Origin of the sequence: Sphingomonas bisphenolicum, from assembly GCF_024349785.1 — a bacterium.
GTDB lineage: Bacteria > Pseudomonadota > Alphaproteobacteria > Sphingomonadales > Sphingomonadaceae > Sphingobium > Sphingobium bisphenolicum.
Window position 1 is genome coordinate 136,688 of record NZ_AP018821.1, and the last position, 26,698, is coordinate 163,385.

A 26,698-nucleotide genomic window follows, 5' to 3' on the forward strand; every position below is an offset into this window, starting at 1 on the left:
TTTGTTCACGAGGTGGCCGATGGGCCGAAGGCAGAGAGAAAATGGCCCCCCTCAAGCTGGGCCCACGACGCAAGACCATCGGGCCGCGTTGATCGTGGGCCTAGGCGTGGCGGCGGTTGCGATCGGATGCGCGCGCCTCGCCAATGTGCATTGGGCGGCTTGGCAATGGGCGCTGGTGCTATTCGTCGCGTTCGACTTGGGCGGCGGCATAGTTTCGACCTGCCTGCCAGCGACATTGCGCGCCGTCAGGCCGCAGGGCGATCCTTTGCGACCTTTGTACAATGCGGCTCTTCACATCCACCCGCTCCTTCTGACGTTGGTCATTCCAGGCCAGGACTGGGCTGCGATGTTCCTGCTCCACGGCGCCGGGGCAGCGGGCGTCGCGGCGGCTGGGCTTATGTCTATTCGCCATCGTGCAGGCCTCGCCTTGGCGTGGTGTGCCGGAGCGATTGCGCTTATCAATTCCGTTGGGATCGCACCTGGCCTTGCCTGGCTGGCACCGACCTATTGCTGAAGCTGGTCGGCTCGTTTGCGGTCTTGGCGCCGTGGGAGCAGCAGCCGTGACCTGCAAAGGCCCGCGCCATCGGCAGTGGCTGCATTCCGATACCCTTTCCTTGCTGACCGGGAGCATTGCGCATGCTGACCAATTCGTTGGATGACGAATTCATGCGAAGGGCCATAAGCCTGTCGCAACAAGCCATGGCGACCGGGTCAGGCCCGCCATTTGGCGCAGTTATCGTTCGCGGCGGTGGGATCGTCGCTGAGGGGCTTAACTGCGTCCATGCCAATCATGATCCGACCGCCCATGCCGAGATCGTGGCGATCAGGAAAGCCTGCGAGCGCCTCTCCAGCCCGTTCCTCGAGGATTGCGTAATCTATTCGAGTTCCGAGCCCTGTCCCATGTGCCTGTCGGCAATTCATTGGTCGAGGATCTCGGCGATCTACTTTGCGACGGATCGCGAGGCCGCCGCCCTGGCCGGCTTCGACGACGCCTTGCTCTATGCCGAGTTGCAGAGGCCGGTAGCCTTGCGCCAGATTCCCATGGTTCAGGTGCTGCCCGGTGAAGGCCAGCGCACGTTCGACCTTTGGGCCGAGAATGGACATGTGGCGATGCAAACACGGCTGGAGAAGAATGGGCGAAGCGAGAAGCCTGCCCCACAGCGCTGCTAGACGATCATTTCTTCTGGTTCGTCGCGAAGCGCCGCGACCACGCGAAGCGCGCGTTCGAGGTCGTCCCGGCTGGTCGTCGCCATGATCGAGAGCCTGACCCCACCCGCGCATTCGCCGCCAACGAACGACGAGTCGGGCGGCGTAAGGCGAACCCCCTGCTCGCTTGCGCGTCGCGCCAGCCTTTCGGCGCGAATGGCTGGCATAGGCAGCCAGAGATGGGGAGCACCCTCCGGCATTGGAACGGCATCAAGGCCCAGTATGCGCTGGGCCAGCGCGATCCGCGCCTTGGCTTCCTTGCGCAGGATGGAGGCTACGATCGGATCCGCTCCCAATTCGATCAACCCGCAACCCATTTCGACACCGTAGGGCGGTGCCCCCCAGACCTGCGCTCGCAGGGCGCGCATGATCGCGGAACGCCTGGCTTGCGGCGGCGCAATCAAGCCGACCCGCAAGAGAGGCGTCAGGCACTTTGACAGGCCGTTGAGATAATAGGTTCGCTCAGGTGCCAGGTCCTTGAATGTCGGTGCGTTTCGGGTCGAGTAGACAGAATAGATGTCGTCCTCGACGATCCATGCGTCGTGCTTCTCGATGACGGCAAGGAGATCGCGGCGGCGCTCCTCGCCGGTCTCGAAGCCGATCGGATTGTGACTGACAGGCGTCAGGTAGACGGTCTTGGCCTGGGTGGCGACGAGGACCCGGTCAAGATCGCCGGGCTCCATACCTTCGCCGTCATGTCGGACTGGGACCATCTGCATGCCTAGGGAACGCGCGGCGGCGATCGCGCCGGGATAGGTTGCACCTTCGGTGGCTATCACCGGCGATGCCCCAAGCCGGTCCTGGAAGGCCAGATGGACGCCATGCTGGACACCGATGGTGAGGATCACGTCGTCTTCGGCGAGTCGCAGCCGGGTGCGCGCGAGCCAGTCGACCAGGACGCGTCGCTGGGCCGGCGTTCCGCGTTGATCGGCATAGCCGCCATGCGGCAAGGCGAGGCAGGCGCGCATGGCCCGGTCGGCGGCGGCCTTGAACATGTCCTCGGGAATAACCTGCGGAGGGCCGTTGATGGAAAGATCGACGGTGCCGCCATCGACCGGCGCGATGCGAACATCGTTGACGAATGTGCCGCGGCCGACTTCCCCGCGCAGGATGCCACGCGATCCGAGAAGGTCGAGTGCCTTGGTGACCGTGCCAATGGCAACCCCGGCCTGTCGTGCGAGGACGCGGTGCGTGGGCAGCCTGTCGCCCGGCCGGTAGCGGCGCTCGCCAATGAGCTGCTCGACCGCAACGGCCAGTCGCTCATGCAGCGGACCGTCCGTCTCGGGCAATTCGATCTTTTCGTCTGGGACGGTATCCAAGGCTACTCGCAATACAATTTTGTGAATTGTACTATATCGCAGGGATTAGCAGCATAGCCCAGCAGAAAATGGCCCCCGGGTCGGCGGAATGCCTTCCTGGCGAAGGGACCTGTCGAGGGCGCGTCAGCGCTCGCTCCCCTGGCGCTTGATCTCGTCGATGAGCGCCAGGGCATGGCCGCTGAGGTCGGCGAAGCGTCTGGCGCAGAGCAACAGGCGGCGGTGGGCCCAGCGATCAGAGAGTGGCACGACGCAGAGAGCATCCGAGCCGAGGCGCTCGGCGGCGCGCAAGGGAAGGATGCCCATGCCGATCCCGGCTTCCACGAGGCGGGCCACCGTCTCGAAGCTGCGCAGGCGCACGCGGTAGTTGATCCGGCGTCCGAGCCTTGACGAGCCACGAGTTCGTCGAGCCCGATTTCGCCAGCGACGGCAAGCCGATATCGTGTGCATGGCGAAGAGTTGAACCCCACCAGCTGCGCTGCCGCATCCGGATGGGAACCTGCGGCGCTGGTTTTGCGTCATTAGGATATTCAAAACGCTTTGAAGTGATTTTATACTGGTTAAGCCGAGGCAGAGCCTGGCCGCGTCGCGACAGCTGCGGGCCCTGGACACAGGACCCACGCAGACTGGCCGGCGGCAAGGTTCGCCCGCCAAACAGGTAATTGCGTGAAGAGCCATGACAGACATTGCACTCAAGAACGCCGTTATTCCGGCGCCGGCCGGTGAGGATGGACTGAACCGGTATCTGGCGGAGATCAGGAAATTCCCGATCCTCTCGCCCGAAGACGAATATATGCTTGCGAAGCGCTTCAAGGAGCATGGCGATCCGGAAGCAGCCGCCAAGCTCGTGACCAGCCACCTTCGCCTGGTTGCGAAGGCGGCGATGCGCTACCGAGGCTACGGCCTGCCTGTTGCCGACCTCATTTCGGAAGGCAATGTCGGCCTGATCCAGGGGGTCCGGCGATTCGACCCTGATCGCGGTTTTCGTCTTGCGACCTATGCGCTGTGGTGGATCAAGGCCTCGATCCAGGAATTCATTCTGCGCAGCTGGAGCATGGTCAAGCTCGGCACGACGGCCGCGCAAAAGCGCCTGTTCTTCAATCTCCGCCGGATCAAAAACTCCCTCCAGGCCTATGACGACACCGACCTGAAACCTGATCAGGTCCGCCAGATCGCCAACACGCTCGGAGTCTCGGAAACCGAAGTCACCAGCATGAACCGGCGGATGATGCAGGGCGGCGACGCCTCGCTCAACGTGCCGCTCGGGGAAACGGGTGAGGATCAGTGGCAGGACCTGCTGACCGACGATAGTCCCCTCCAGGACGAGGCGCTTGCCGGCGCGCAGGAGCGCCAGCGCCGCCAGAACATGCTGTTCGAGGCGCTCGGCACGCTTTCCGACCGCGAGCGGGATATTCTGGTCCAGCGTCGTCTGATCGATGAACCCAAAACGCTCGAGGATCTGAGCCTCGTCTATAAGGTGAGCCGTGAGCGCGTTCGCCAGATCGAGGTTCGCGCCTTCGAAAAGCTCAGCCGCGCCATGCACCGGATCGATGATGAGCAGCGCATCGCGAAACTGGGCGGACGTCGGGAGAACCAGGCACGCGAAGGCCATTGACCGGGGGCGCGGGCACAGAGGGTCGCCACCCGCTTCGCCCTCCCCTCGCGGGCGCTCTGCCTCGCCTCGGCCGCTAGTAGCGGGCCGATATCTCGATGCCGAAGGTGCGGGGCTCGGCGGGAATGAAGGTAGGATAGCCGAACGAGCCGCCGACATTTCCGGCGTCGAGCAGGTAGCGCCTGTCGGTAAGGTTGCGCACGAACCCGGCGATTTCGAGGCGGTCGCTCCACAGGCGCGCTCCCGCCCGAGCATTGATCAGGGTCACTGCGGACTGGCTGATGGCCTCGCTATTGGGCAGTTCGAAATAGAGCTTGGAGCGGTAGGTGACGTTCGGCGCGGCAAAGAGGCTGACGGCATCTGATACGGAGTGTTCGATCATCATCCCTGCCGCCGCCTGCCAGCGGGGCTGGAGCCGAAAGCGATCGCCGGCATAGATCCCGTTGGCCGGCCGATCGTCGATCCGCGCGCCCGTGTAAGCCATGTTGCCAAAGAAGCGAACGCCCCGGACCGGACGCACGTCTAGTTCCGCCTCCACGCCCGCATTGCCTGCCGACCCGGCATTGTCGATGCGGACCGCGCCGCTCGAGACGTCGAGGACAGTGACCTGGAAGTTGCGATATCGGTCGTAATAGACCGAAACCGCGCCACTGACGGCGCCGCGCGCGATCTTCAGACCCGCTTCGTAGTTCCAGACCGTCTCGGCCGGAACGATCGACAGGTCAGGTACAGGCCCCGACGCAGCCGAAAGCTGCACAGCAGGTGAGCGACGGCCTTGCGAGATGGTCGCGAACAGCGTGCTCGCGGGCGACAGATGATAGAGCAGGCTGAAGCGCGGAAGGAGAGCGGTAAAGCTGCGCTTGGCGGTATAGGTGGCCCCGGCCGTGTCGACCAGTGGCAGCAGCGGGCGGCCGTAGAGCGGCGCATTGGGCTGCTGCGCGGCATAGCCCGAGCGCCGGTCCTCGATCAGCAGCCGAGCGCCGGCTAGAAGTTCCAGGCGCGGCGCTGCCATCCAGCTCACATCGCCGAACAGCGACCAGGTCGTATTGCGGCCCGAGTTGCGGTACCAACTGGAATAAGGAATGACGGTCGCCAGCCCTCGCGACAGGAGCGCGGTTGCCCGCGATGCAGTGACCTGGTTGTTCGCATCGACACAGCCGAGCCCCGGGATCACATTGGCGGTGCACTGCAGATAGGTGCCGACCTCGGTGGAGAAGGGGACTGTCTGCGATCCGTTTTCGATGAACGCGTTCCAGCCGAAGATCGCCCGCCATTGAGCGTCACGATATGTGAAACGGCCTTCATGGCTTGCCTGCCAGCCTTTGGCCTGCTCGGCGAATTCCAGATACCATGCCGCCGACCCGTCGGCGTCGAACACCTCGCGCGAATTGAACCGGCGATAGCCATTGGTCGTCGTGAAGGACCAGCCATCGGCGATGTCCGCGGTCACCGTGAGGTTCACATCATAGACGTGGCGGTCGATCCCGAGCTTATCGCCGCCGAGCACTGCCCCGGAGGCTAGCGAGCCACCGAGATAGGCTGCTCCGAAGATACCTTGCGCCGCCGTCGGGCCAAGCCGCCGCGACAGGAAGGGCGTTCCGGAATTGCGCTGTCGGTCGTAGGTAAGAACGAGATCCGCGGAAAGACTCTCCGTCGGCTGAAAATGGAGAGCGCCGCGCAGCCCGAGCTGGTCCTGCGCGTAGAGATCATCCTGGCCCGGCGCGAGATTTGGGACGTAGCCATCGCGCTTTTTCCACTGCCCCGCGACGCGAGCGGAGATCCGCTCGGAACCGATGTTGATGAAGCCTTCCTCGCGCAGGGCGCCGAGATTGCCGATAGCGCTCGTGAGGCCGGCCGAGAAACCCGGCCGCGCAAGATTGGGGACCAGGCTTACCGCGCCGATCGTGGCGGCCGTGCCGAACAACGTCGCCTGCGGTCCCTTGGCAACCTCGATCCGTGCAAGGTCGAAGAGGCCTTGATAGGCGCCGCGCGCGCGGGAGATGTCGACCCCGTTATAGTAGACACTAACGCGCGGCGGCTGCTGCGCGGAGCCATTGTCCGACGTGATGCCGCGGATCACGAAACCGGGGCTATGCGGGCTTTGGATCTGGATATTGAGGCCCGGCACATAGGCCGAGAGTTCGCCGATGTCAGTCACCCCGAGCTCCTGGAGGCGCGGCCCGGTCGCGACCGAAAGGGTGATCGGCACATCCAGGTCGCGCTGCTCGATCTTCTGCGCGGTGACGATGATAGGGGCAGCCACGGCGGTCTGCTCGGCGGCCCGAGCAAGGGCCGGATAGCTCGACGGGACGAGGGCGACTGTAAGGGCGAGAAGGCGGCGCATGCTGTCTTTCAAAAATCGAAGTGGTTCCAGGGCCGGGGTGCTGGCCTTCAGGCATTCACGGCCTTGAACGGCACCACCGTCGAGGCCGTGCTGTCCGCCGCTATCCCGTGGTCGGTCTCGATACGATCACGTCCCAAGGTCTTGGCTCGGTAGCATGCCTGATCGGCGCGGCGCATGAGGTCGGCTAGGCTGTCGCCCGCCTGGTATTGCGAAATGCCCGCGCTGAAGCTGAAGGTGGGCAGGTCGGCATGGCCATGCTCTCGCGTATGGGCGCGGATAGCCTCGACGATAAGACCCGCCGCGGGTGCAGTGACCCGATTGAGCAGGATCACGAATTCCTCGCCGCCGGTGCGCGCAAGATGGGCGGACTTGGGCGCCGTGCTGCGCAGGATATCGGCGAAGGCCTGGATGACCCGGTCGCCCATATCATGCCCAAAGCAGTCGTTGATCCGTTTGAAATGGTCGAGGTCGATCATCACGGCACAGAGCTGACGCTTGCCGATTGGAGCCGATGCCAGCAGCGCCAGCGCCTGACGGTCGAAACCGCGGCGATTGAGGAGGCCCGAGAGATGGTCGGTCTCCGCCGTGCGCACATATTCCTGAATGGTCGTCTGGATGACGATCAGCAGAACGGTGAGCCCGGCAGCCGTCAGTAGGATGGCCGTGCTGGCTTGGGAATAAAGCGCATAGGCGCTCCCTGCATAGTCTCTTGCGGTTTGGCCCGATCCCAGGGCGGCAGCAACGAAGGGTTTGATGAAAAAGTTGAGACCGCTCAGCAGAAACAGCCCGGCCAGGGTGTGGTTGAGCTGGCCCTTGCCGGTGCGAAAGGCCGTATGGCTGCACAGGAGAATGCCGAGGGCCAAGGGCAGCTGGAAGGCCAGCTCATAAATGAGATCGTCTCGCGTCCCGCCCCAGATCGCAATGCGCGTGATCAGGCCCAGCACGGCAAGAGTAGCGATCGCTGTCCAGGGTGGGCGCTTGCGATGAAAGATGCTGAGCGCTGCCGCCATGGCGAGGAAACCGCCCAACAGCGCCATGTAGCTCGCCAGCATGAAGGGCGCGGGATAATCGGTCAGCCGGATCGCGATCTCGCTGATCGGCGTCACCATGCCCAAAAGGTAGCTGACCCCGAACGCGATGACCGGACGTTGTCCCCGACTGATGCGGGCGATCAGGAAATAGCTGAGCGCGAAGAGGCCTGCCACCACCGCATTGACGATCAGCAGAACCACTGCCCCATTCATACGCACACGAACCCTTTGCCTTGCGGCAAGGGTAAGCGAGTCTGGTTAACATTATCCTGATCCCGCAGTGTTCGGCCTACGTGCGCAGCTCCCGTTTTCGCGGGATCGCGATGGGTGATCGCCAGAGTCTAAATCCGCAGGGTCAGTGAGCCCAAATTTCTTCAGGCCTCTGTTTCCTTTCCTTTTTTTATATCTTGAATCTGCGTTTGCCGAAATTACGTCTGGGGTGCCGGACGCCGTTCGGGTCCGGTTGGACATAGAGAGCGTCGGCTCTACTGTACCGGCGCTTCTCATGCCCAAATTGCTCAACCGGAGGATTTGGAAATGAGAACCAATTTTGACTTTGCGCCCTATCGGCGCTCCACCGTCGGCTTCGACCGACTCTTCGATCTGCTCGAGACGGGCATGCGGGGCGATGGCTCCGATGGCTATCCACCGTTCGACATTCTGCGGAACGGCGAGGACAGCTATCAGATCACGCTAGCCCTGGCGGGTTTCCGTCCCGAGGACGTCGAGGTCGTGGCCCAGCAGAACCAGCTCACCGTCACGGGCAAGCGCGCCGATGACGACGGCAAGAGCGAGTATCTGCACCGCGGCATTGCCGCGCGGGCCTTCGAACGCCGCTTCCAGCTCGCCGATCATATCGAAGTCGGCGAGGCTTCCTTCGACAATGGTCTTCTGACCATTGCCCTCAAGCGCGTCGTGCCCGAGGCGATGAAGCCCCGGCGTATCGCGATCGGCGGGTCGTCCCCCGAGCCCGCGCAGATCGAGACGCAGCACCAGGAAGCCAAGGCGGCCTGATCTCGCGCTCCAAGTGGTTCTGCCGGCGTCGTTCCTTCGGGAACGGCGGCCGGCAGGCCATACCCCACAATCCAGCCTCAAAAGGAGATGATCATCATGTCTCTTCGTGATCTCATTCCCTGGAGCCGGCAGGAAAACCGGCTACCCGCGGTCGTAGGCGCCGAGCCGGAGCGGGATCGGACCACCCATCCGCTCATGTCGCTTCACCGCGATGTGAATCGCCTGTTCGACGATCTGTGGCGGGGCCTGCCTTCGTCGCTCACGGCCTTTGGCCATGTCATCGACTATCCGCGTATCGAACTCAGCGAAACCGACAAGGACATCCGCGTCACGGCCGAACTGCCCGGCCTGGACGAGTCGCAGGTCGATCTCTCGATCGCGGACGGCGTCCTCGCCTTGAAGGGCGAGAAGAAGTCCGAGCTCGAGGACAAGGATCGCGGCTATTCGGAACGGAGCTATGGCCGGTTCGAAAGGCGGATTCACCTGCCCAAGGGCGTGGAATCCGACAAGGCGCAGGCCAGCTTCAGCAACGGCGTGTTGACCGTCACCATCCCGCGCAAGGAGGGAGACGTCGACAGCGTCCGGCGCATTCCGATCAACAAGAACTGACCAGGAAGAGAGGGCGGCCCGATCGGGCCGTCCTCATCTTGGAGGATAGGATGGCAACGCAACCAAGTCTGACCAGTCCGCCACCCGCCGCCCCCGGGGTGCGGCCGACTCCCAAAGGGGCCAACGACAATGAAGATGCGACCGCCATTGAGCCCACATGGCAGCGCTATACGAGCGCGCTGCCGCTTGATGCGCAGGCGATCATCGAGCCCGATCCCTATGCCGACCACCCCGGACGCGCGCGGCGGGGTCGCTGGCGCTTACGTTTTAGAGAGCGGTTCGCGCCCTCGCCCGATCCGCTGACGGGATGGACCGGGGCAGGAGATCCACTGTCTTCCCTGATGCTCGAATTTGCCACGCGCGAGGCTGCGGAGGCCTATTGCCGTGGGCGCGGGCTGAGCTTCGTCACCCATGACAAGCCCCGCCGGCGCCCCGTCCAGCCCGCCCTTCAGGCCTTCCAGTATAGCGCCATGGCGCCGCTTTGCTGCTGGCCCACGGGGCCGCATGCCCGGTGTTGCGGAAACTACCCGGTGCTTCCAGATCCCGGCGCCGTTCAAGGCAAAGGCACCGCAGCCGATCCGCATCACCAACCGGGCCTGTCATGAAGCGTAGGGGGCTTTTTATCGGTGCCCTCGGCTGTGCCTTGCTGGCTGTCCTCCTGCTCGGCTGGGGGTTCTCATGGGGCGGGGCAGCGCGGGATATCCCTCCCGTTTCCGCAGCCGAGCCTGTGCCGATCAGCCGGCTCACCGTCGCTCCGCTGGTCAAGCGCATCTCGCCGGCAGTGGTGAACATCGCGGTGGCCTACCCCTCCCCCTATGCGCAAAATCCCCTGCTTCGCGATCCCTATTTTCGCCGTCATTTCGGGGTCCCGGACGTGGCGCTCGAGCCGCGCCTGTCCGCCGGCTCGGGGGTCATCGTTGATGCCGCACGCGGGCTGGTTCTGACCAACGCCCATGTCGTCAAGGACGGCCTCGTGATCGTCGTCATGCTCCAGGACCAGCGCAAGCTGGAAGCCCGGCTGGTCGGCGTCAGTCCCGACGCGGACATCGCGGTTTTGCAGATTCCGGCTCGGAACCTGAAAGCCGCGCCGCTTGCCAGTGCCGATACCGCCGAGGTCGGCGACTATGTCGTCGCAGTCGGCAATCCCTTCGGCCTCGGGCAAACCGTCACGGCAGGGATCGTCAGTGCGCTGGGCCGCGGCCTGACGCCGCAAAGCCCGGTCGGCCTCATCCAGACCGATGCACCGATCAATCCAGGCAATTCCGGAGGGCCGCTCATCAACATGCGCGGGGAGGTGATCGGCATCAACACGGCGATCCTGGCGCCGTTCGAGGGCAATGTCGGCATCGGTTTCGCGGTTCCCGCCTCGGTGGTCCGGGACGTCCTGCGGCAAGCGCGCTCCTGACTCTTTAGCGAGCGGTGCCCGGCTTGGGCGCGACGCGAATCTGATTGCGGCCTCCGGTCTTGGCCGCATAAAGCGCCTCATCGGCGGCCTTGAGCGCAGCCCGCGGGTCGGTATGATCGAAGACGTCAGCCACGCCCGCGGAGAAGGTAATCTGGCCGAAGGGCTCGTCATTGTGCCGGTTGACCAGACGCCGCTCGGCGAGGCTCTCGCGCAGCCGGTCAAGGCGCTCCTTGGCTTCGGTAAGGGTGCACCCCCTGAAGAGCATCACAAATTCCTCGCCGCCATGGCGTGAGACGTGGCATTTGTCGTCCGAAATTCCGGACAGAAGATCAGCGATCAGGCGCAGCACCCGGTCACCCGCCTCGTGGCCATGGGTATCGTTGATGCGCTTGAAATGGTCGATATCGCAAAAAGCCAGGACCAGCGGGTCGAGCGCTGCGCGGGCGGCCTTGTGCTCGCGCTCGAGCACGGCTTCGAAGGCGCGGCGATTGGGCAGACCGGTAAGATGGTCGACTTCCGCGTCGCGCTGGGCTTTTTCCAGACTGCGGCGTAGGCCTTTCGCTTCGGATTCGCTGGTGCGCATTTCGGCTTCGAGGCTGCGTCTTTTCCAGCATGGCCTTGGCGAGATCAGCTAGGGTCGAGATGATCTGACCGGTTTGCTGGACGCCCGCGAGGTCGGCCACCTGCTGTTCGAGCTCGTCACCGTAATTCGATGTCGCATGCCGGGCCGCGGTCGTGTTCTTCGAGAACGTGTCGAGTGTCTGCTCGAGACGTACCATCAACTGCTTGATCTCGCCCGGCGCTTCATCCGACTTGGCAGCCGCGGTAACCTCGTCGAGCCACGCCTGCGTCACGGTCCCGCCGTCCGCCAGGCGCTGCATGACCTTGCGCGCGAGCCCCGGATTGCTTCCGCTCGCGATGCCGTGGGCGACCACCAGATTATCCGGGCTGATCTCCAGGCCATGATCGAGCAGGAATGCAGCGATCTCGTTCAGGACATGGTGGCGCGCGGAAAGATGCTGGTCCTCCGTGTTGGCACCGGGACGAGGCGCGCTTGTCTCGTCTCCGCTATGCCTCGATCCGAGCCAGCCAAGCCATTTGCGTGGCGATCGAGAAGATGCATCGATATCCGTCAAATATGCCCCCAATCCGGCGCGCCCGGCATTCGCCCCTGCCTTGCCCTGCTCGCCGCCTTCCCCCGGGAGGCTCGCACGCATTGGCGAGCCGGCAAGTGCCGCGCACCAAATACAGTTTTGCCATTTTCCGCAACAGCGATCTACTCGTTCTGCCGCAGGATTAGCGGAAAATAATAGTAGGAATGATGCTTCATCCATCAGAAATCATCTGTCAGCGCTCAACTGCCTTGCCTCGCAAAAACTAGGCCCGAGCCGCTCCCCAAGGTGGCCATTGTCGACCCGCTTGACTCCGCGGCGTAGGCGGGTTTTCTTCAAGTTGAGGCATTCCGCGAGGGTGAGGTGTCGACGCATGCGGCCGAATCATTTCCAGTAGACCCGTCCGCGAGACTCTTCATCACGGACGACCTAAGCGCACGTCCGCGCAACCGGCATCGGCCCGGCGCTGAACGCCTTGCGGTCCGCCAGCTTCTCGGGAAAATGGTCGATGCCCCCGACGAGGTGATGCCGCGCATGGTGGCCCATGCCCTCGAACTCACCCAGGCTAGCGCTTCCGGGCTCAGCATCCTTGATGAGAGCCACGATCCTCCCGTGTTTCGGTGGCAGCATCTCAACGGAGCGCTCGCCCGTTTCGAAGGCGCGCTCACGCCTCGTCACAACAGCCCCTGCGGCGAGACGCTGGACCGCGATGCGCCGCTTTTGTGCAGGCATCCCGAGCTGGTCTATGACTGGATCGCCGAGCATAGCCTCGTCATACCCGAGGTCCTGCTTGTCCCTATTCGTATCGGCAAGGAGCGGGCGCATGGCACCTTGTGGGTCGTTGCGCGGCACGAGGATCAGTTCGACAGCGAGGATCTTCGGATCGTATCGGAACTCGCCGACCTCGTCGCCGTGGCCCGCAAGATGCAGCGGGACAAGCTGCGGCTGCAGGAAGCGCTTGAACAACAGGCGATGATCGCGCGCGAGATGGATCATCGGGTGAAGAACCTCTTCGCCCTCACCCAGGCGATGATCGAGATGAGCGCCCGGCATGCGACCAGCCCTGCCGAACTGGCGCAATCCCTGACGGGTCGCCTGCAGGCGCTTGCCCGCGCGCATGCGATACCGGAGCATACGGGAGCAACAGAGCAAGGATCGGGTAGCCTTGATCGGACAGAGCTGTCCGCCTTGATCCAGGCGTCTCTCGAGGCGCATACGTCGCTCGCCGAGCCAGGACGCGTCTGCTGCAAAGGCGAGCCGATCGCGCTCGGGCCCCAGGCGACTACGAGCCTGGCCCTGCTGTTCCACGAGCTCACCACCAACTCGGTCAAATACGGCTCGCTCGGCAGCGAACAGGGACGTGTCCGGGTGGAATGGGAAACCTGCGGCCCCGATCTCGTCATCCGCTGGGAGGAAAGAGGCGGACCGCGCCTCGCCGGGCCGCCCGCGCGTCAGGGCTTCGGCACCAAGCTGATGCAGCAGGTGTTGCGCGGCCGGCTCAAAGGCCGACTGGAGAAGAACTGGGATCCGGACGGCCTCGTGGCAATCGTCAGGCTTATGCGCGATCGTCTCGCCGACTAGACCGTATCGCCGTAATCGCTTTGCTCGGCGGCGAGGACAGCGCGAACTTTCTCCAGCTTTGCCAGGCGGGACTCGTCTTTCGCGCGCGCCGCCTGGAATATCTCGTTGACCAGCCCCTGCAGTACGTGCCGCCCATAGCGCTGTCGCAAGGTCTCGGCTTCCTGCAATGCCATAAGCCTCATACGCCCTCACCGGGAATGGGGTTCGACAGGTCTTTGGGCGACCTAATCCCGCAGCCGTTAACCCGGCGTTGCCGACAGGCCTTGGCGCGAAATTAACTGTGACCGTTCGGTCTCAACCGGCCCGCAAAATTGGTGCATTCCAGGCCATGTACTGAGGGAAAGATTAACCAGCCTTCCCTAGAATGCGGCGGATGGATCTTTCTAACGCGCCATCGTCTTGGGACATCGAACGGGAGCGTCTCGCCGCGCTGTCCGGCTATGCGATTCTCGACACGCCGCCCGAGCGCGAATATGACGTCCTGACCCGCGTCGCCGCCGTCGCCCTCAATGTCCAGAGCGCGGCGATCAGTCTGATCGATGGCCACCGGCAGTGGTTCAAGTCACGCCACGGTATCGCTTTTCCCGAAACGCCCCGCGCAATCGCGTTCTGCAGCCACGCGCTCAAGGCGCGTTCGGCGCTTGTCGTTCCCGACGCGCGCCAGGATACGCGCTTCCGGGACAACCCGCTCGTCACGTCGGAAGGCGGGATTCGCTTCTATGCAAGCGTTCCGCTCATCACGCAGACCGGCCTTTGCCTGGGGACCTTGTGTGTGTTCGACCCCGCTCCGCGCGAGAGGCTGGACGATGACGAGCGCCTTATCCTTGAGGATCTCGCACAGCATGCGACGAGCCTCATCGAAGCGCGCTGTGCGCGGCGGATGACGGAGATCGCGGGCAAGGTTGTTGATGCGACGTCGGATGCCGTGCTGGCGGCTGATCTCAGCGGCCGGATCGTTCATTGGAACGCCGCCGCGGAGCAGATGTTCGGCCGATCGCGCGGCGAGGCCATCGGCGAGGACGTCTCCATCATCATGCCGCCGCGTTTCGTGCATGGTCACACCGAGGCTTTCGGCCGCGCTGCCCAGGGTGGCCCTACTCGCCTGGTCGGGTCCTTCATCGAACTCGTCGCCATGCGCGCCGACGGCAGCGAGTTTCCGATCGAGCTCTCGCTCGCGCGTTGGGGTGATCCGAGCGGAGACCAAGGCTTCGCTGCCATCGTGCGGGATATCAGCGCACGCAAAAGCCTGGAGCGCGAACGCGAACATGCGCAAAAATTTCTCCAGAGCATCGTCTCCAACCTCCCCGCGACGCTATTCGTCAAGGATGTGGAGACACGCCGGTATCTGATGATCAACCACGCCGGCGAGACCGTGATGGGGCGGCCCGCGAGCGAGATCATCGGCGCTACCGACCACGAGCTCTTTCCGGCGAACGCCGAGGCCAGCGAGGACCGTGACAACGAAGCGATAGCCCGCCGGGAAACTTATCAGACCGAAGCGGCCTTCACCCGCGGCGATGGCGAGACGCTTTACCTGCGGACCATGCGCACCGTGATCGACGGGCCGGACCGCCCCTGCCAATATCTGCTCGGCGTTTCGGAAGACGTCACGCAGATCCGCCGGACGGAAGCCGAAGTCCTCCGGTTGGCGCATTATGATGCGCTGACGGGGCTGCTGAACCGGTCGAGCTATACTGACCGGTTGTTCCGCATGGTACAGGCGCGCGAGCCGTTCGCCATGCTCAGCATCGACCTTGACCGGTTCAAAGCGGTCAACGACCAGTTTGGGCATCCGGGTGGGGATGCCGTGCTCATCCAGGTCGGGGACCGGCTGCGCGCCGTCATCGAGGGCGAAGGATGGATTGCGCGCATCGGCGGGGACGAGTTCATCGCCGTGCTGGCCGGGGAGCGCCTGCGTGAACGGGCGCAAATGTGCGCCGATAGGCTGATCGACGAATTGGCCAAGCCGATCGTGACTGGACGCGGCGTCTGTTACATCGGTGCCTCGGTTGGGATCGTGCTTATGCCGCAGGATGGCGAAACGACCGAGCAATTACGCGAGAATGTCGACCTTGCGCTCTACCGCGCCAAGCACAATGGCCGCGCCTGCGCGTGTTTCTTCAATGCCGAGATGGATTCCTCGGCGCGTGATCGCCGTCAGATCGAGCGCGACTTGCGCGAAGCGGTCGCGGCCGGCGACATCGGGCTGGTCTATCAACCTCTCGTCGCGGCGCAGACCGGCAGGATCACGAGCGCGGAGGCCCTCGCGCGCTGGACCCATCCGGTCAAGGGGCCGATCCGGCCGGACGTCTTCATCGCGCTCGCCGAGGAATGCGGGATCATCGACCAGCTGGCCGAACAGCTGCTGCGCCAGGCATGCGTCGATGCGCGTAATTGGCCCGCCGATGTTCGGGTGGCGGTAAACCTGTCGCCGCTCCAGTTCGTTTCCGGCAAGCTTGTTGAAACGGTGGGCGCAGCGCTTGCGGCCTCGGGTCTGTGTCCCAGCCGATTGCAGCTCGAGGTCACGGAAGGGCTGGTCATTCGCGACGTCGAGCGCACGTTCGACCAGTTGGAGGCGCTGCGCAGCCTCGGCATTCAGATCCTGATCGATGATTTCGGCGTGGGCTATTCGTCGCTCAGCTATTTCCAGCGCTTCCCATTCGACAAGGTGAAGCTCGACCGCTCCTTCGTCGAGCAGGTAACTCAGTCGCAGGCCGCAAGAGCGATCATCCAGGCCGTGGTAGGGCTAGGCGCACAACTTGGCATGGCCGTTGTCGCGGAAGGCGTGGAAACGCATGAGCAGATGGAAGCGCTCGTCGCCATGGGCTGCACGCATCTCCAAGGCTATCTGTTCAGTCGGCCGCTGCCCGTGACTACGCTCTGCGCCATGCTCGAAAGCCAACGGTCCGTCGTCCCGCGCCAAGACAGCCAGGCGGCTTGACTCCTCGTCATCCCGCTATGCGGGATCACGCTTCGCTGGGTCGAGGGAGATTGCCGACACCACACGGCGCAGATCCTCCTGACTGTATGGCTTGAGCAGGATTGCGGCATCGGGAAATTCGGTGGATGAAATGCCGCTGCCATCGCCGCTGGCAAAAATGATCGCTGGCGCGGGGGCACGCGCCTTGACGGTCCGGGCAAGGTCGATGCCGGACGCCTTGGGCAAGCCGACATCGGTCAGGACAAGGTCGACTTCGTTTTGCTCCAACAGCGCTTCGGCGGCTTCGGCGTCCTCGGCTTCCAGGACGGCGTGGCCAAGATCGGCGAGCATGTCCGCGGTGTTGAAGCGGATCAGTCCGTCGTCTTCGACAAGGAGGATACGAAGGGTGCGGGCCTCCCGCACAGGCTGGGACGCCGGCGAGGGCGATGGCTCCGGTGCTTTTCCGCCGCCCTCCGCGATCAATCGGCGCTGTGCTTCGTTGGCCAGCACGTGGCGGACTTTGCGGGCAAGCGCTTCGCGCGTATAGGGTTTGGAAAGAAGCTCGACCCCCGGATCGAGCCGGCCATGATGCACGATCGCGTTCTCGGTATAGCCTGAGGTGAAGAGCACCGCGAGGTTCGGCAGCCGTTCCTTCGCCCGGCGCGCAAGTTCGGGACTACGCAGCGGGCCGGGCATGACGACGTCAGTGAAGAGGAGATCCATCGGCACGCCGCTCTCGATGACGGTGAGCGCGCTTTGCGCGTCGCGCGCCTTCAGCACCCGGTATCCAAGTTCGGACAGCAGGCCGACGGCGGTCTCGCGCACGGCATCGTCGTCCTCCACTACGAGGACCGTCTCGGAGCCGCCCCGCACCGGTCCCGTGCTCGTATCGGTGAGTACGTCTTCCCGGGCAGTCTCGCGGCGCAGGTAGAGCTTGATGGTCGTGCCCTCACCCACCTCGCTGTAGATCTTGATATGGCCACCCGACTGCTTGACGAGGCCATGGACCATCGAAAGACCAAGCCCCGTCCCCTTGCCTTCCGGCTTGGTGCTGAAAAATGGTTCGAAGACCTGCTCGATGATTTCCGGTGCCATGCCGGTGCCGGTATCAGTCACCGCCACCATCACATATTGCCCGGCGGTGACTTCGTCGTGTTGGCGGGCATAGTCATCATCGAGCCAGGCGTTGGCCGCCTCGATCGTCAGGCGGCCGCCATCCGGCATGGCATCTCGCGCATTGATCGCAAGATTGAGGATGGCGTTTTCGATCTGCCCCGGATCCACAAGGCAGTTCCACAATCCGCCGCTCACGATGGTCTCGATCTCGACATCCTCGCCGATGACCCGGCGCAGGAGATCGTCCATATTGTTGATGAGGCGGCCCAAATTGACCACCTTGGGCTCGAGCGGTTGTCTGCGGCCGAAAGCGAGGAGCTGCGAGGCGAGCTTCGCGCCGCGCGAGACGCCTGCCAGCGCATTCTGCACCCGCTGCTCGGCGCGCTCATTTCCTGCAATGTCGCGCGAGAGCAGCTGGAGGTTCCCGCTCACCACCTGGAGCAGATTGTTGAAATCATGCGCAACGCCGCCCGTCAGCTTGCCGAGCGCTTCGAGCTTCTGCGACTGGCGCAGCGCCGCTTCGGCGGCCTCGCGGTCCAGCGTTTCGCGCTGCAGCCGGCCAAGGGCCGTGCCGAGTTCTTCAGTGCGCTGCTCGACCCTGTGTTCGAGCGTCTCGTTGAGATTGTGGAGCTGGTCCTCCGCGCGCTTTTGATGCGTCACGTCGTAGCCGTCGACGAAGATGCCCGAGACACTGCCGTCCGGCTCGACGATCGGCTGATAGATGAGGTTCACGAAGCGGGTCTCGAGCGGCCCATCCGGCGTGCGCTGGAGATGGGCTTCGAGATTGCGGCCCACAAAGGGCTCGCCGGTCTGATACACCCCGTCCAGCAGCTCGATGAAACCCTGCCCGGCTATTTCAGGGAGGCCGTCACGAAGGGGCATGCCGACCACGTCGCGATGGCCGACAAGCTGCTGATAGGCGTCGTTGACCATGTCGAAGACATGGTCAGGGCCCTTCAAAATACACATGAAGCTCGGGGCCTGGCGGAAGAGCCGGCGAATGCGATCGCGCTCCTGCGTTCGCAGTTCCACCTCTGAGATCAGCTGGCGGTTCGCCTGTTCGAGGACGCGTGAGGCTTCCTCGCGCATCGTGGCGACTTCCGCCAGCGCCGCGGCGCGCTCACGTTCCGCTTCGAAGGCATAGCTGCTCGTCAGGCCTGCGGTGATCTGGCCGGCAAGCAATTCGAGGAAACTCAGATATTGCTCACCGGCGGGACGATATGGATTGAGGCCGACCACGAGCGCGCCCAGCGGCCGGTCGTTCCCGCGATCGACCAGAGGAACGACGGCGATCTTGGTGGGCGGACGGTCCCAGGATCCGGTCGGGAGATCGGCGTGCGTGCATTCGTCGATCAGGGGAGCGGTCCAATCGAGCTGAACCCGCTTGACCCCCCAGGGATCTTCCGCCGCACCTGCTGCATGCGCGCAGGGGTGATCGGGGTCCATCCCCGCGCAGTTGCGCGCCAGGACAGGGGCACCCGTTTCGTCGAACAAATAGACAAGCGCAAAGGGCATGTCGCGATCGTTGCGCGCGAGCTCCGCCTCGACAGCGTCGAGCACGGCCTCATGCCCTTGGGCGCCTGCAAGCGCCAATGCGAGCTGGCGCAGCGATTCCAGCCGCCGTTCGCTGATAACCCGGTCGGTCTCCTCACTGACCGCACAAAACACGCCCTCGACCGTCCCCTGGTCGCCCAGCAGGGGGCTGTAGGAAAAGGTGTGATAGGTCTCCTCGGGATATCCCGCGCGCTCCAGGATGAGCAGAAGAGCGCGGTCCCAGGTCGCCTCGCCCTTCTGATAGACCGTTTCGAGACGTCCCTTGATGTCGTCCCAGATCTCGGCCCACAGCTCGCGCGTCGGCATGGCAATGGAGCGCGGGTGCTTGTTGCCCAACGTCGGACGGTAAGCGTCGTTGTAGAAGAAATGGATGTCCGGCCCCCAACCGAGCCACATCTCGAATTTCGACGTCAGCAGCAGGCGCAACGCGACCTTGAGCCCGTCGGGCCAATGTTGCGGAGAACCAAGCGGCGTTGCGGTCCAGTCATGGACACGCAGCAGCCGGGCCATCTCGCTGTCCCCCACAAATATGTCTTCATAGGTGTCAGGTATTTTTATGTTTTCGGTCAAGCGCGGCTCCAGACTGTTCATACGGAGTTACGCCCGGAAGGTCATGGTAGCCAGCAGCATCTTCGCTCCCTGCTCTCACGGTCGCTGTCTTACGGGCACACGCCCGCCTCGCGCTCCATGATCATCGCGATGAAAGGCAAACTGATGCCGCCGGCTTTGGTTTCAATCCGGATGAGAAAGAGGCAACAATTCGTCGCGAAGGATGATCAGCGCGCACCGGCTCAGGTCCTCCGCGGCAGCAGCGGTCGTCGCCTCGGTGTAGCAGCGCAGTTCCGGCGCATTGCCCGACGCGCGCAGATGGATCACGACGCCGCGGTCGAATGTCACGCGCAGACCATCGGTGGTGTCGATCTCCACCACCTGGCCGCCAATCGTACCGAAATAGGTTTCGATGCGCGCCCGTTGCTCCTCGGCCGATCCCTCCCTGAGCCAGCCCAGAAGCGCCGCGCTTTGCGCCGGCGCCACATCCGGGAGGCGGTCGCTATGGGTGGCGCGCTGCGGCAGGCTCGCGACCAGTTCCGCGACGCTGCTTCGCCTGGCGGCGGCGAGTACCGAAACGATCGGCAAGACAGCGTCGCGCGTGGGAAGGGCATCCAGCGGATGATCACCGTCGAGCACCGTCGAGCCGAGCAGGACGCCGCCATTGGCCTCATAACCGCAGACGATCGCACCCGGGTCGGCCGCGATCTCCTCCTGCATGGCGGCGATCACATAGGGTGAACCGATCCGCGTCCGCCGAACCGCGACAAACGCGCCTGAAAGCTCGGCCGCGCTATTGCTGCTCACCGGGGTCACGACGCGGTCCGCGCCAAGCGCGCGAGCGCACAGAAGGGCGGTGATATCGCCGCGAAGCCAGGTCCCCTGCGCGTCGGCGACGAGCGGCCGGTCCGAGTCTCCGTCCGTCGACACGATCGCATCGACCGTGTGCTCGCTCGCCCACGCGTGCGCCAGAATGATATCCTCATCGCGAATGGCTTCGGTGTCGACCGGCACAAAGGTTTCGGATCGGCCGAATGGCAGTACGGTGGCACCGAGCGCCTCGAGCACGCTCACCAGGACGTCCCGCCCCACCGCGGAATGTTGGTAGACCCCGACTGTCATGCCCTCGAGTGCGTCCGCGCCGAAGAAGCCGACGTACCGATCGCGATAGGCGCTTGTGATCTCGACGGTCGGAGGCAGCGGTTCAGCGCTCAGGAGCGCGCCCGAAGCGTCGAAAAGGCTGTCGTCGGGTGAGACCCGCTGCTCGAGTATGCCGGCCTCGTCCGACTTGAGGACCTCGCCCGTCGGCCGGTAGAATTTGATACCGTTACGATCCGCCGGAATATGACTTCCCGTCACCATGATCGAGGGCATCTTGCGGCCCAGCGCGTAATAGGCCAGCGCCGGTGTCGGCACGAGCCCGCAGTTCACCACCACGCCGCCGGCGGCGCGGATCGCCGCCGCACAGGCCTGCACGATGCGCGGTGTGCTGGGACGCAGATCGCCGGCCAGCGCCACGGGCTGGCCCGGGGCAAACTCCTCGATCGACCGCAAATACTGGAGGAACGCGCCGGTATAGGCAAAACAGAGCGCGTCGGTCATGGCCGAGACGGGTCCCCTGACGCCGCTCGTGCCAAAAGGAACACCGCTTTGCGTCATCAGGGTGCGCACGCTTTTGAGAGCGGCACCCTCGCTCGGCGGGGAATCATCTACCTTCATGTCATTCGGCAATGCGTTCATGGCCCCGCCACTCCAATTCGTTGTCATTGAGCAAATCCATGCTGTCGGGCGCGCGCAGCGCGGCGAGCAGATCGGCTATCTCGATCCTGGCAAAGCTCACCGACGTATCGGCAACGCCATAGGGCATGAACAGCCTTCCGCCATGCGCGATCGCCCCGCAGGTATAGACGACATTGGGAACATAGCCTTCCCGGTCCTCATCGGAAGGCGACAGGAGTGGCACCGCCGAGCGGCCGATGACCCGCGAGGGATCATCCTTGTCCAGCAGCACCGCGCCAATGGCATATTTGCGCATCGCGCCGACGCCGTGGGTGAGGACGAGCCAACCTTCCTCAAGCTCGATCGGCGCGCCGCAATTGCCCATCTGAACCAGTTCCCAAGGGTAATGCGGTACCAGAATCCGCTCGCCTTCCTCCCAGTGATGCAGATCGGGCGAGCGCAACAGGAACAGGCTTTCATTGTCCTGCCGGCCGATCATCAGATAATCGCCGCCGAACCGGCGGGGGAACAGAGCCATGCCCTTGTTCCGCGCCGCCGGACCCGTCAGCGTCTGCAATGCAAAGGTCTCGAAATCGCGGGTGACGAAAAGCTCCGAGGCGATCGCCGCACCGCTATAGGCGGTATAGGTGCCGTAATAGCAGGTCGATGCGTCGTCATCGGTGAAGCGCACCAGGCGAAGATCCTCGAGCCCGTTGCGCTGGGCGGGCGTTGCGGGAAAGAGCACGGTCTCATCGAGCCGCATCCCCTCGACGTGCCGGGTGAAGCGGACTTCACCGCCGGGGCCGGTCTCGGGCCGCGCGGCAATCGCGAAATCGGGTTCCGGCGCCATCTCGATCGTGCCGCATGGCCGGATAAGGCCCTCGCGAAAGGTGATCGAGGAGATATGCCCCTCGCCCACCGCCCGCAGCGACAGAACGAAACGCAAGCCGCCCTCCGGTACGCCATTCTGGTCGGGATGCGGCACGATGCTGGGGTTCATCAGCGCCGCCGCTCCAAACGAATATTCATGGCAGAAATAGGCGCCGATCAACTGGCGAACCGGGGGCGATAGACTGTCTGCCAGCCCCACCTCGCGCGCGACTTGCTCGAAGCGCTCTTCGAACACGGTGCGGATTTCGCGGTGGCGGTTCCCGAAATCGGCGAGGATGACGGCCAGTTCCCGGTCCACCGTCGCGCCCTCCATGGCGCGCACGCCATTGATGATGCGATGCATGCGCTCATTCTGGACGGGATTAAGATCGCGCGGTTCAGGCGCAATCTGCAAGGGCCGGACGACCACCCGCGCCGGGTTGGGCCGCAGCCGCAGGGGAATCGACTGGATCAGCGACATGCAGCGACGCTCCCCTCCTCCAGTCCCTCTTCCTGATTCTGCGACCCGTCGCTCCGGGCCCTCAGTCGGCGCACAGCGAGCGCTGCAAACTGCCAGGCGAGAATGGATTCGGCACCCTGGTTGAGGTTGACCCGGTCGACCTGCAGGCCGTCGAAACAGCCGCCGTCGGGCAAGGCCAGCCGCAGACCCAGATCGTTGGCGCCCAGATACCAGGCATAGGCGGTTTCGACATGGGTGAGCCATTGGGCGTCGCCGGTCGTCTCGAACGCCAGGGCGCAGGCCTCAATCGTGGCCCAGGCTTCAAGCGGCTGCTGGTCGAACGCCTGCGGCGTTTCATGGGCGAGCCCGAAGCTCTCTGTCCCGATCGGACGGAAATGGCCTTCCTTCGCGGTTTGGCGCTCGGCCAGCCACGCAAGCGCCTCGATCGCTTCCTCGACCATATCCGGGCGCGCGAGCGCACGGCCCGCGCGCAGCAGCGCTTCGGGCAGGCGCGCATTGTCATAGGCCAGCACCGGCTCGAACCAGATCCAGTCGTCCCGGCGATTGGCGCGCAGCAGTTCCAGCAGGCGGACCGAGAAAGTCTCCATCAGCAGACGGGCGGGACGATGGCCGGGATAGACCGCCAGGAAAGCGGCAAGTCCGGAAGTCGCGAAAGCCTGGGCGCGCGGGCTCTGCAGAAAGCTGCTCGCCGGAATAACCTTGTCGGCGAGCGCCGTGGCCCAGAGCTTGAGACCATGGTCATCAGTTGCCTGCGCGGTCCGACCCAGCGCCCAGAGCCCGCGGCCGAAGCTGTCCTGCGACCCTTCCGTCTCGAGCCAGTCCCGATCATAACCCATGAAGTTGCGGAAGCGGCCCGCATCCTCATCCCAGGCGAAATCGACAAAGGACGCGTAGATGTTGGCAAGGCGCGCGGCGCGGGGCGTATCCAGCCCTTCCAGGGCAAATTCGCTTGCGAGCATCAGCGCCCGTGCATTGTCGTCCAGGCAGTAGCCGTGTCGGCGGTCCGGCACCTTGGAGCGGCTATGCTGCAGCATGCCGCAACCATCCGTCATGCGATCGATCGCATCGAGCGAAGGCTCTGACGCCGGCGTGACGGACGGGCGCAAACCGACGAGCGTGGTCGCCAGGGGAGAGCCCAGCCGGGCCTGGGCGAAGAGCGACAGATAGCTGCCGCCGACCACCGGCCATGTCATGGCGCGCCCCGCCTGGTAGGCGCTGCGCCGCAATTCGTCGCGGCGCCGGCCGTCACCCAGCAGGTCGCTCACCGCCTTCGCCAGGGCGTCCGGCGAGGCGAAGGGAACCAACACGCCGCATCCGTCGGACAACAGTTCCTGTGCGTGCCAGTAGGGCGTCGATACGACCGCCTTGCCGAGCCCCACGCTGTAGGAGAGCGTGCCGCTCGTAATCTGCGCTTCGGTCAGATAGGGGGTGACATAGATGTCGCAGGCCGACAGCCAGGCCTGCAGCGTGGGCGTATCGACATATTCGTTGACGAAACGGACGTTGCGCTCGAGCCCCAGCGCGCTCACCTGCCGGGCAAGGTCCTCACGATAGGCTTCGCCCTCGCGGGCCACCAGATGCGGATGGGTCGCGCCGAGCACAACATAGATGAGATCGGGATGATCGCGCACCAGCTGCGGCAGCGCCGAGATCATCACCTCGATGCCCTTGTTGGGCGAGAGCAGGCCGAAGGTGAGCGCCACGCGCCGCCCGTCGAGACCGAAGCGGTGCTTTTCGAATGCCGGATCGAGGAATGGCATATCGGGAATGCCGTGGGGAATGACCACGATCTTGTGCGCCGGGACGCCCATGTCGCGGGCAAGGATCGTGCGCCCCATCTCGGTCATGACGATGATCCGCGAGGAGGCCTGCGCCAGCGCGTTCATCACGCGCCGCTGGTCGGCCGTGGGATCGGTCAGCACGGTGTGCAGTGTGGTCACGATCGGCGCACGCAGTCTGTCGACGAGGGCAAGGAGATGGTCGCCCGCCTCGCCCCCGAAGATACCGAACTCGTGCTGAAGGCATACGATGTCGGGGTTGAGCGCGTTGATATGCTCCGCCGCCGCAACATAGTCGGAGAGATTGTCCTGCGCGATCTCATAGCCGACTTCGCGGGGATAATCGTGATGCACGCCCGGGTCGTTGAGCGCGATCGTCGAGATGGTGAGATCCGGATCGCCAGCTTTCAGCGCGGCGTGCAGATCCGCCGTGAAGGTTGCGATACCGCAGCGGCGCGGGGGGAAATTGCCGATGAGCGCGACATGGCGCACCGGCGGCGGCGTCAGATCGATAGTCATGGCAACAGATCTCCTTCAGCAAGTGCGGACCGAGCGGAGCGGGGCTCGGCAAGAACGAGGCGGGCCTGCGTGTCGGCATGCAGCGCGACCGGTCCGTGCGTGAGCCAGCATTGGTTGGCCGCGAAGGGCCGGCCGGCTATCGTGCCCTCACCCGACAGGACGGCCAGACAGGCTCGCTCGGGAACGAGGACGACCTGGCCGCCCGGGTTGAGGGCGAACTGCGAGAGCGCGAAGGGCGCGCCTGCGCCGGGCAAGGCTTCCACCGGCTCGACCTCGGTGCGCGCTTCGAACAGGGCCTGGGCGAGGTGAAGCTCGCGCGGCCGCCCATAATCGAAAAGGCGATAGGTCACATCGCTGTGCTCCTGGACCTCGAGGACGGTGAGGCCGGGCCCGAGCGCATGGATCGTCCCGGCTTTGATGTAGAAGCTGTCCCCTGCCCGCGGATGAATTCGCCGAAGCAGCGAGGGTAGCGTTCCGTCGCGGGCCGCTTGGGCGATCGCCTGGCGCGAGGCGGGCGCCTCGAGCCCGAGATCGAGATAGGCGCCCGGGAGCGCTTCGGTGACATGCCACCATTCATGCTTGCGGCCGGCCCCTTGTGGATGGACCTGGACCGACAGCGGCTCGCTCGTCTGCAGCCATTTGATCGTCAGGCCCGCGTCCGGCGCTTCGAAGATCATTTCGCCCAGCGGCTGCGCCCCTTCTGGCGCCGGCAGGCCGTCGCGCCGGCCCCAGGGCTTGGCGACATAGCGCGGTGTCAGCATTCTCGCCAAGCCCGCAGCCTCGGGGGCGAGGTCGGCCGGCTCTTCGCGTTCCAGACAGGTTTCTGTCAGCATCGGTCGGTTCTCCCAGGGATGATGCGTTTGAGGGTCAGGATGCCGTGGCGGCCTCGCGGGTGGCGGAAGGGCTCTCCTGTCCGGCAAGGCGCCGAACGTCCTGCGAGCGCCCGCGCGGCGCGATCAGCACGGTGTCGCCGGTGGCTACGACGATGAGATCGGAAACGCCGATCGCGGCGATGCGTGGCCCGGTGCTCTTGAACAGGCAGTTTCGGCTGTCGAGCGCCTTTACCTCGCCCTCCGAGAGATTGTCGGCTTCGTCGCGGCTGCCGATGGCGTGAAGCGCGTCCCAGCTGCCCAGATCCGACCATCCCATCGCCGCCGGCACGACGGCGACGCGTGCGGCCTTTTCCAGAACCGCATAGTCAATCGAGTCCGCGGGAATGGCGGCAAAGGCGTCAGCGTCGGGATCGATGCGATGGCCTTCCCGCGTTGCCGACGCCAGCGCGGCCTCGACAGCAGTCAGCATTGCCGGGGCATGCAGGCGCATGGCCTCGAGGAAGGCATCGGCGCGCAGGAGGAATATGCCGGCGTTCCAGCAGTGACCGCCTTCAGCGATCATCCGGGCAGCGCGGTCGCTATCGGGCTTCTCGACGAAGCGATCGACCTGATGAACGCCTTGGCAGATCGCTTCGCCGCAGCGGATGTAGCCATAGCCCGTCTCGGGATGGTCCGGCGTGATGCCGAAGGTGACGAGCCATCCGGCGGTCGCCTGCGGTGCCGCGCGTTCTATGGCGGCGGCGAAGGCTGGCACATCGGCGATAACATGATCGCTGGGCATGACAAGGAGCAGCGCGTCCGGACTGGGCGCCTCGAGCGCCGCCATCGCGATAGCAGGCGCCGTATTGCGACCGACGGGCTCGAAGATGAGCCGGGCGGGCGTGCAGTCGATGGAGCGCAATTGCTCGCCGAGCAGCGCGTCGTGACCGCGATTGGCGATGAGGATCGGCGCCTGGACAAGGCCCGCGGCGCGGGCCCGCCGGACCGTCTGCTGGAGCAGGCTCTCCTCGCCGGCGAGCGCGATGAATTGCTTGGGGCTGGCCGCGGTCGAAATCGGCCAGAGGCGCGTACCGGACCCGCCGGACAGGATAACAGGAATAATCGAGCGCATATCCGAGCCACTTTGCCT

Annotated in this window: 21 protein-coding genes; 9 read left to right on the forward strand and 12 right to left on the reverse strand. The window is 64.5% G+C overall.

The annotated features are described in order from the left end of the window. The first annotated feature begins 636 nt into the window (after positions 1-636). Positions 637-1,170, forward strand: a complete 534-nt coding sequence (locus SBA_RS24030) for a nucleoside deaminase (protein ID WP_008829901.1) — start codon at positions 637-639, stop codon at positions 1,168-1,170. On the opposite strand, the gene SBA_RS24035 is transcribed toward SBA_RS24030, so the two are convergent. Beyond that, positions 1,167-2,525 (reverse strand): aminotransferase-like domain-containing protein, encoded by a 1,359-nt coding sequence (locus tag SBA_RS24035; protein ID WP_008829902.1) that lies wholly within the window; start codon positions 2,523-2,525, stop codon positions 1,167-1,169. The genes SBA_RS24030 and SBA_RS24035 overlap by 4 nt on opposite strands. Positions 2,526-2,648: 123 nt before the next feature. Then, the gene (locus tag SBA_RS24040) at positions 2,649-2,882 is read right to left on the reverse strand and encodes a LysR substrate-binding domain-containing protein (protein WP_008829903.1); all 234 of its coding nucleotides are present in this window, start codon (positions 2,880-2,882) and stop codon (positions 2,649-2,651) included. 316 nt (positions 2,883-3,198) lie between these two features. On the opposite strand from SBA_RS24040, the gene rpoH reads away from it, so the two are divergent. Next, the gene (gene rpoH / locus SBA_RS24045; protein ID WP_008829904.1) at positions 3,199-4,137 is read left to right on the forward strand and encodes an RNA polymerase sigma factor RpoH; all 939 of its coding nucleotides are present in this window, start codon (positions 3,199-3,201) and stop codon (positions 4,135-4,137) included. Between the two features lie 73 nt (positions 4,138-4,210). Here the strand turns inward: rpoH and SBA_RS24050 are convergent, their stop codons facing one another. Together SBA_RS24050 and SBA_RS24055 are read right to left on the reverse strand one after the other, a co-directional pair. Continuing rightward, the gene (locus SBA_RS24050; RefSeq protein ID WP_008829905.1) at positions 4,211-6,478 is read right to left on the reverse strand and encodes a TonB-dependent receptor; all 2,268 of its coding nucleotides are present in this window, start codon (positions 6,476-6,478) and stop codon (positions 4,211-4,213) included. A gap of 47 nt (positions 6,479-6,525) precedes the next feature. Continuing rightward, positions 6,526-7,710, reverse strand: a complete 1,185-nt coding sequence (locus SBA_RS24055) for a GGDEF domain-containing protein (protein WP_235870848.1) — start codon at positions 7,708-7,710, stop codon at positions 6,526-6,528. Positions 7,711-8,046: 336 nt separating this feature from the next. On the opposite strand from SBA_RS24055, the gene SBA_RS24060 reads away from it, so the two are divergent. The 4 genes from SBA_RS24060 to SBA_RS24075 all read left to right on the forward strand — a co-directional run bounded on the left by SBA_RS24060 (position 8,047) and on the right by SBA_RS24075 (position 10,537). Beyond that, complete coding sequence (locus SBA_RS24060; protein WP_008829907.1) at positions 8,047-8,523, forward strand: Hsp20 family protein; 477 nt, start codon at positions 8,047-8,049, stop codon at positions 8,521-8,523. A 96-nt stretch (positions 8,524-8,619) separates the two neighbouring features. Beyond that, positions 8,620-9,132 (forward strand): Hsp20/alpha crystallin family protein, encoded by a 513-nt coding sequence (locus SBA_RS24065; protein ID WP_008829908.1) that lies wholly within the window; start codon positions 8,620-8,622, stop codon positions 9,130-9,132. A 50-nt stretch (positions 9,133-9,182) separates the two neighbouring features. After that, complete coding sequence (locus SBA_RS24070) at positions 9,183-9,737, forward strand: NADH dehydrogenase ubiquinone Fe-S protein 4 (protein ID WP_083910192.1); 555 nt, start codon at positions 9,183-9,185, stop codon at positions 9,735-9,737. Next, entirely contained in the window at positions 9,734-10,537 is an 804-nt protein-coding gene (locus SBA_RS24075; protein ID WP_083910194.1) for a trypsin-like peptidase domain-containing protein, read from the forward strand. The genes SBA_RS24070 and SBA_RS24075 overlap by 4 nt, the downstream gene beginning before the upstream one ends. Before the next feature lie 4 nt (positions 10,538-10,541). Here the strand turns inward: SBA_RS24075 and SBA_RS24080 are convergent, their stop codons facing one another. Beyond that, complete coding sequence (locus tag SBA_RS24080; RefSeq protein WP_008829911.1) at positions 10,542-11,120, reverse strand: GGDEF domain-containing protein; 579 nt, start codon at positions 11,118-11,120, stop codon at positions 10,542-10,544. A gap of 73 nt (positions 11,121-11,193) precedes the next feature. On the opposite strand from SBA_RS24080, the gene SBA_RS24085 reads away from it, so the two are divergent. Continuing rightward, the gene (locus SBA_RS24085; RefSeq protein ID WP_008829912.1) at positions 11,194-11,847 is read left to right on the forward strand and encodes a hypothetical protein; all 654 of its coding nucleotides are present in this window, start codon (positions 11,194-11,196) and stop codon (positions 11,845-11,847) included. Between the two features lie 303 nt (positions 11,848-12,150). Beyond that, entirely contained in the window at positions 12,151-13,230 is a 1,080-nt protein-coding gene (locus SBA_RS24090; protein WP_051211481.1) for a sensor histidine kinase, read from the forward strand. Here the strand turns inward: SBA_RS24090 and SBA_RS24095 are convergent. Continuing rightward, positions 13,227-13,403, reverse strand: coding sequence for a hypothetical protein (locus tag SBA_RS24095; RefSeq protein ID WP_165362028.1), 177 nt, complete (start codon positions 13,401-13,403; stop codon positions 13,227-13,229). The two genes, SBA_RS24090 and SBA_RS24095, sit on opposite strands and share 4 nt — an antisense overlap. Positions 13,404-13,603: 200 nt before the next feature. On the opposite strand from SBA_RS24095, the gene SBA_RS24100 reads away from it, so the two are divergent. Beyond that, on the forward strand, positions 13,604-16,171 hold the full coding sequence (locus tag SBA_RS24100; RefSeq protein ID WP_008829916.1) for a sensor domain-containing phosphodiesterase: 2,568 nt from the start codon (positions 13,604-13,606) through the stop codon (positions 16,169-16,171). 15 nt (positions 16,172-16,186) lie between these two features. Here SBA_RS24100 and SBA_RS24105 read toward each other — a convergent pair whose 3' ends face one another. From SBA_RS24105 to SBA_RS24130, 6 genes are all read right to left on the reverse strand, one after another. Beyond that, complete coding sequence (locus tag SBA_RS24105) at positions 16,187-19,330, reverse strand: response regulator (protein WP_037519195.1); 3,144 nt, start codon at positions 19,328-19,330, stop codon at positions 16,187-16,189. 222 nt (positions 19,331-19,552) lie between these two features. Beyond that, entirely contained in the window at positions 19,553-21,109 is a 1,557-nt protein-coding gene (locus SBA_RS24110) for a phosphomannomutase (protein ID WP_008829918.1), read from the reverse strand. Next, a complete protein-coding gene (locus tag SBA_RS24115; protein WP_008829919.1) occupies positions 21,090-22,439 on the reverse strand; it encodes a glycoside hydrolase family 130 protein in 1,350 nt (449 codons plus the stop codon). Before SBA_RS24115 ends, SBA_RS24110 begins: the two co-directional genes overlap by 20 nt. Beyond that, positions 22,430-24,736 (reverse strand): glycosyltransferase family 4 protein, encoded by a 2,307-nt coding sequence (locus SBA_RS24120; protein ID WP_261937519.1) that lies wholly within the window; start codon positions 24,734-24,736, stop codon positions 22,430-22,432. Before SBA_RS24120 ends, SBA_RS24115 begins: the two co-directional genes overlap by 10 nt. Then, complete coding sequence (locus tag SBA_RS24125; RefSeq protein ID WP_048938219.1) at positions 24,733-25,569, reverse strand: class I mannose-6-phosphate isomerase; 837 nt, start codon at positions 25,567-25,569, stop codon at positions 24,733-24,735. Before SBA_RS24125 ends, SBA_RS24120 begins: the two co-directional genes overlap by 4 nt. A gap of 34 nt (positions 25,570-25,603) precedes the next feature. After that, positions 25,604-26,680 carry a mannose-1-phosphate guanylyltransferase/mannose-6-phosphate isomerase gene (locus tag SBA_RS24130; protein ID WP_261937520.1) on the reverse strand — a complete coding sequence of 359 codons (1,077 nt, stop codon included), beginning with the start codon at positions 26,678-26,680 and terminating at the stop codon, positions 25,604-25,606. Positions 26,681-26,698: the final 18 nt, after the last annotated feature.